General features: G+C 70.3%; 5 protein-coding genes. 2 read left to right on the top strand and 3 right to left on the bottom strand.

From position 1 onward, the window contains the following. Nucleotides 1–328 precede the first annotated feature (328 nt). Nucleotides 329–799, top strand: coding sequence for a hypothetical protein (locus tag G6020_RS10365; RefSeq protein WP_182610567.1), 471 nt, complete (start codon nucleotides 329–331; stop codon nucleotides 797–799). 184 nt (nucleotides 800–983) lie between these two features. Here the strand turns inward: G6020_RS10365 and G6020_RS17550 are convergent, their stop codons facing one another. Then, on the bottom strand, nucleotides 984–1,715 hold the full coding sequence (locus G6020_RS17550; protein WP_182610566.1) for a DUF559 domain-containing protein: 732 nt from the start codon (nucleotides 1,713–1,715) through the stop codon (nucleotides 984–986). A gap of 506 nt (nucleotides 1,716–2,221) precedes the next feature. After that, entirely contained in the window at nucleotides 2,222–2,611 is a 390-nt protein-coding gene (locus tag G6020_RS10355; RefSeq protein WP_182610565.1) for a VOC family protein, read from the bottom strand. 105 nt (nucleotides 2,612–2,716) lie between these two features. Here G6020_RS10355 and G6020_RS10350 point away from each other — a divergent pair, with 105 nt between their 5' ends. Further along, complete coding sequence (locus G6020_RS10350) at nucleotides 2,717–2,965, top strand: DUF6480 family protein (protein WP_182610564.1); 249 nt, start codon at nucleotides 2,717–2,719, stop codon at nucleotides 2,963–2,965. 25 nt (nucleotides 2,966–2,990) lie between these two features. Here G6020_RS10350 and G6020_RS10345 read toward each other — a convergent pair. Continuing rightward, the coding region (locus G6020_RS10345; RefSeq protein WP_182610563.1) for an MFS transporter at nucleotides 2,991–4,580 on the bottom strand (1,590 nt) is incomplete at its 5' end.

Here is a 4,580-nt window from a genome sequence, read left to right as displayed (position 1 = left end):
CACCAGCACACCGCGCCGGGTGTCGACGCACAGCGCGACCGCGCGGGCCACGGTGTCCGCCCGCAGCACCGCCCGGGCCTTCTTCCACGCGGGCACCAGATCCACCTCCAGTCCGGCCGCGTCGGGGCGCTGAGGGGCACCACGTCCGCGTGAGGGCGCGACGAGCGCACGGAGCCACGGGAAGAACCCGGGAACCGAGCACCACTGCACCACACCAAAAATCAGGTGTGCCGCACTCTATCGACACCTGTCTATCTCGTCAGACGATAGGCGCATCTTGTCCGAGTCGCTCCACGAGGGTGCGACCGCCGACCCGAGAGGTCCGTACGTGAGCCGACCGCTCTCCGTCTCGATCGCATCCTGGATCTGGGTGTTCTGTGGCCTGTTCACCACGGTCACCATCGCCAGCCTTGTCACCGGAAGCAACATTCTGGCGCTGGTCGCGGGATTGAGTGTCGGTGAGGCCGGTCGCGGCGGGGCGGGCTTTGGCGGCGCCGAGGCTGGCGGGGCCGAGGCGCTCGGCTGGTTCGGCTGGGTCCTCGCGACCGGCCTGTTCGCCGCCATGGTGGTGCAGGTGGTGGGCGCCGTGATGCTCCGTGACGGTGAACGCTGCAGCCGTGCACTGCTGACGACCGCCGCGAGCTTCTCCCTGGTGGCCGTGCTGTACGACCCGATGCTGTGGTCGGCTTGGGTGCTGCTCGTCGCCAACGCCGTGGCGCTGGTCCTCACCTACGACGACAACGCGCTTGACTACCTGGAGGCCCAGCCGGAGCGACTGGTGCCGGCGGGACGCTGCTGAGGTTCTCGCTTCTCGACGAGCGGCGCGGCGGGCGGCAGCGTGGGAAGCTCGACCGGCTCGACGAGCGCCAGTTTCGCCGAGTGGTCGATGGCGCTCACGTCCTCCCAGGTCACCTTTTCCGAGAGTGTGCGTTCTCGACCACTCGGCGGAGGCGAGGTGCCCACGGCGAGGTCAAGGGCTCGACTCAGCTCAGCGCGGCGCGTAACTGGGCGGCGAGCTCATGGCGCCGACGGTAGAAGAGCGTCGCCGTCACGGTGATGACCGTCCAGCCGGCCGCGCGCAGGCGGTTCTTCCGGCGCACGTCGTTTCCGTGCTGCGCGGCGTCACGGTGACCGGCGCCGTCGTACTCCACCGCGACCTTGTGTTCCGGGAAAGCGAAGTCCAGCCGGTACGGCAGCCCCGGGGTGCGGTACTGGACTCGGAACCCGGTCAGCCCCAGATCGATCAGGAACAGCCGCAGGCGCGTCTCCATGGGCGATTCGGTCAGCGGCTCCGCCATCGCGCAGCGCTCGAGAGCGATCCTGCGCCCGCGCAGACCCGGATGTCTGACGAGCAGCGTCAGCAACGAATGCCTGATGTCGTGGCCCGGCCCCATCCACGAGGCACCGTCCAGCGCGATCATCGCCTCCGGCTTCCCCGCATGCCTGGCCAGGTCGAACAGTGCCCATTCCGGGCTTGCGAGACGAAGTGGGGCGCCGTCAGCGTCGAGGATGGTCTCCACCTGGTCCTCCGGGATCTCGTACCGGCGCGCGACGATCCCCTCTCGCCGCACCCGCTTCCGGCCGACTGCCAGGTCGATCGAGTACCGCGCCGGAACCCACGGATGGCCGTGGATCGCGGCAGCCACCCACCCGGTGGCCACCGCACCCGGGCAGGCCAGTGTCGCCGCAGCCAACCGCGTGATCGGAGTGATCACGGTGGTCGCCGGTTCCCATATGCCGTGGTGGACTCTGCGATACCCGCTCGTGACCCGGTGTGTCCCGTGGGTCGCGAGCAGCTCCCCGCGACGCCGCGGGCCGTTCGGTCGTGTGGCCATGCGGCGACTGTCGCGTATCGCGAGCGGTCCCGGCCCCGGCGAGCAGCCCGTTCGCCGCCGCGTTGTGGAGAGGCCGGACGCTTGTGGAAGGTGGCCGCTGGCCGGGTCCACCGAGGCTATCGATCGTGCGCCGAGGCGATCGATCGTGCGCAGAGGCGGTCACCGGTGAACCAGGCGCGACTGGGCTCGGGCACCGCCACGCCCTTCGTCTAAAGGGCATTTCCGCTCGCATTCTCCGTGGTCGAGTCAGACAGATTCCGACGATTGTGACCACTCGCCGCACTGGCGTGCCACGGGGCAGATCCATGCGCTTGAGCCGGACGCCACCACGCGGCGCAATGGGTGAACCTCGTGCCCGCCCGCGCCCGCGGCCCGTTGCCGCGCCGTCACTCCACGCACAGACAGAACGGATGCCCGACCGGGTCGAGGTACACCACGAAGCGCCCGTCGGGGCTGGGCTGGTGCTCATGTCGTCGCGCACCGGCGGCGAGGACGGCCGGCTCGGAGTCGGCGATCGACTCCACGTAGAAGTCCAGGTGCAGTTGCGGCGGGACCGGACCGTCGGGCCAGCTCGGCGAGCGGAAGTCGGGGACGGTCTGGAACCCCAGCGCGACCGCCTCCGACTCCCCCTCCGGCGGCAGGACGTCCACCCAGTCCGGGTACGCGGGGTCCGCGCTGACTCGCCATCCGAGCATCGCGGCGTAGAAGTCGGCGAGCTCTCGAGCGTCAGGACAGTCGAGGGCGACGACCACACGCCGCGTGGAGATCCGGGGCATGCGGTCACGCTATCGACCACGACATCCGTTCCTCAAGACCCGCCGGACCTACCCGCGCCAGCACACCCGCGGGCACTGCGGGGGACAGCCGTGCCAAGGTGGGGCATGGCCAATTCCCTTCCGTCAGACCCGGATCCCAGCGACTCCCCCGACCTCGATGCCGGCGGTTCGCCCACGGGACCGCAGACGCCGGACTCGGATTCCACGTCGCTGGCCTCCGACAGCGCCCGTACCGGACAGAGCCCGACCAAGTCCGGGTCCCGAATCGGCATCTACCTGCTGTTGGGGATCATCGTGCTGATCGTCCTGGTCATGGCGGTGGGCCTCGTGGGACGCCTGTTCGGCCTGGGCTGACGGGCCCCGGTCACCGCCGCGCACCTCACCCCGTAGCGCTGGACCCGGTAGCGCTGACCGCCTGCGCGCGATCCGACTGCCGCGTGAGATCAGCAGTGGCCGAGGTGCCCCGCAGGGTGACGGCGGTCCAGAGCGCGGCGACCACCATGATGATCGACCCGAGCACACCCACCGTGGTCAGCGCATCGGTGAACGCCGCCTGCGCCGCGGTGATCAGCACCTCCGCAGCGGAGGCCGGGTACTGACCGGCGACGGTGAACGCCTCGGCGATCGTCGCGCTCGCCCGCTCCAACTGCGCCGGTGAGACCACGACGGCGGCGCCGGTGTCACCCAGCAGGTGGCTGCGATACACCGCGGCCAGCACCGATCCCAGGATGGCGGTCCCCAGGGCGGTGCCGAGTTCGTAGGCGGTCTCCGAAATGGCGGCCGCCCTGCCTGCACGAGCGGGCGGGGCCGAACTCATGATGATGTCGTTGGTCAGCGTCATGCCCACGCCGCCGCCGAGGGAGACCAGGCTCAGGGCCACGATCACCGGGACCGGGCCGGAGTCGGGGGTCAGACCCAGCATGAGCCCGAACCCCACCGCCGCCACCAGCAGTCCGGCCGTGACCAGTACCGCGGCGCTGATGCGTTTGACCAGTGCGGCGGCCAGGAACGCCGCCACCGCGGAGACGGCCATCGCCGGCAGGAGCCACAGTCCCGCCCGCATCGGGGAGAGTCCCACGACCAGCTGCAGGTACTGGGTCAGCGCCCAGAGCGAACCGATCAAGGCGAAGATCGACAGCAGATCGGCCACCACCGCGCCCCGGAACGCCCGCGCACGGAACAGGTCCACGTCCAGCAACGGGTTCGTGAGCCGTAGCTGGCGGCGCACGAAGACCGCGCCCACGGCCAACCCCGCCGCCACGCACAGCACCCCGGTGACCGCGCCCTCTCCGGCGACGAGGGTCTTGAGCCCGTAGACGGCGCTGAGCATGGCCACCAGCGACATGGCCGCACTGACCAGATCAAGTGACCCGGGTGAGGGATCGCGGCTCTCGGTGAGCAGCACCGGGCCGAGCACCAGCAGCACCACCATCACCGGGATGTTGATGAGGAACGCCGACCCCCACCAGAAGTGCTCGAGCATCCAGCCGCCCACGATCGGACCGGCCGCCGCCCCGAGCGTCCCCGCCATGGACCACACGGCGATGGCGAACCGCCGCTGCGCACGGTCGATGAACATCGCGCGGATCAGCGACAGCGTGGACGGCATGATGGTCGCCCCCGCCAGCCCGAGGAGCGCGCGGGCGACGATCAGCTGTTCGGAGCTGGTGGCAAAGGCGCCGGCCACGGAGGCGGCGGTGAACAGCACCGCCCCGATGAGGAGCAGCCTCTTCTTGCCGATCCTGTCGCCGACCGCTCCCATTGTCACCAGCAGGCCGGCGATCATGAACGAGTAGATGTCCATGATCCACAGCTGCTGGGTGGCCGACGGGGACAGATCGGCTGCGATCCCCGGCATCGCGAAGATCAGGACGGTCGCGTCGATCGCCAGCAGCAGCATCGGCAGGGCGAGCACGCCCAGGGCCGCCCACGTCCGCGCGGTGGCGCGCGGCGGGACGGTGGCGCGCGG

The organism is Dietzia sp. B19, from assembly GCF_014145155.1.
Lineage (GTDB): Bacteria > Actinomycetota > Actinomycetes > Mycobacteriales > Mycobacteriaceae > Dietzia > Dietzia natronolimnaea.
Note: the sequence above shows the minus strand (reverse complement) of the source record. Positions and strands in the feature narration are given on the sequence as shown.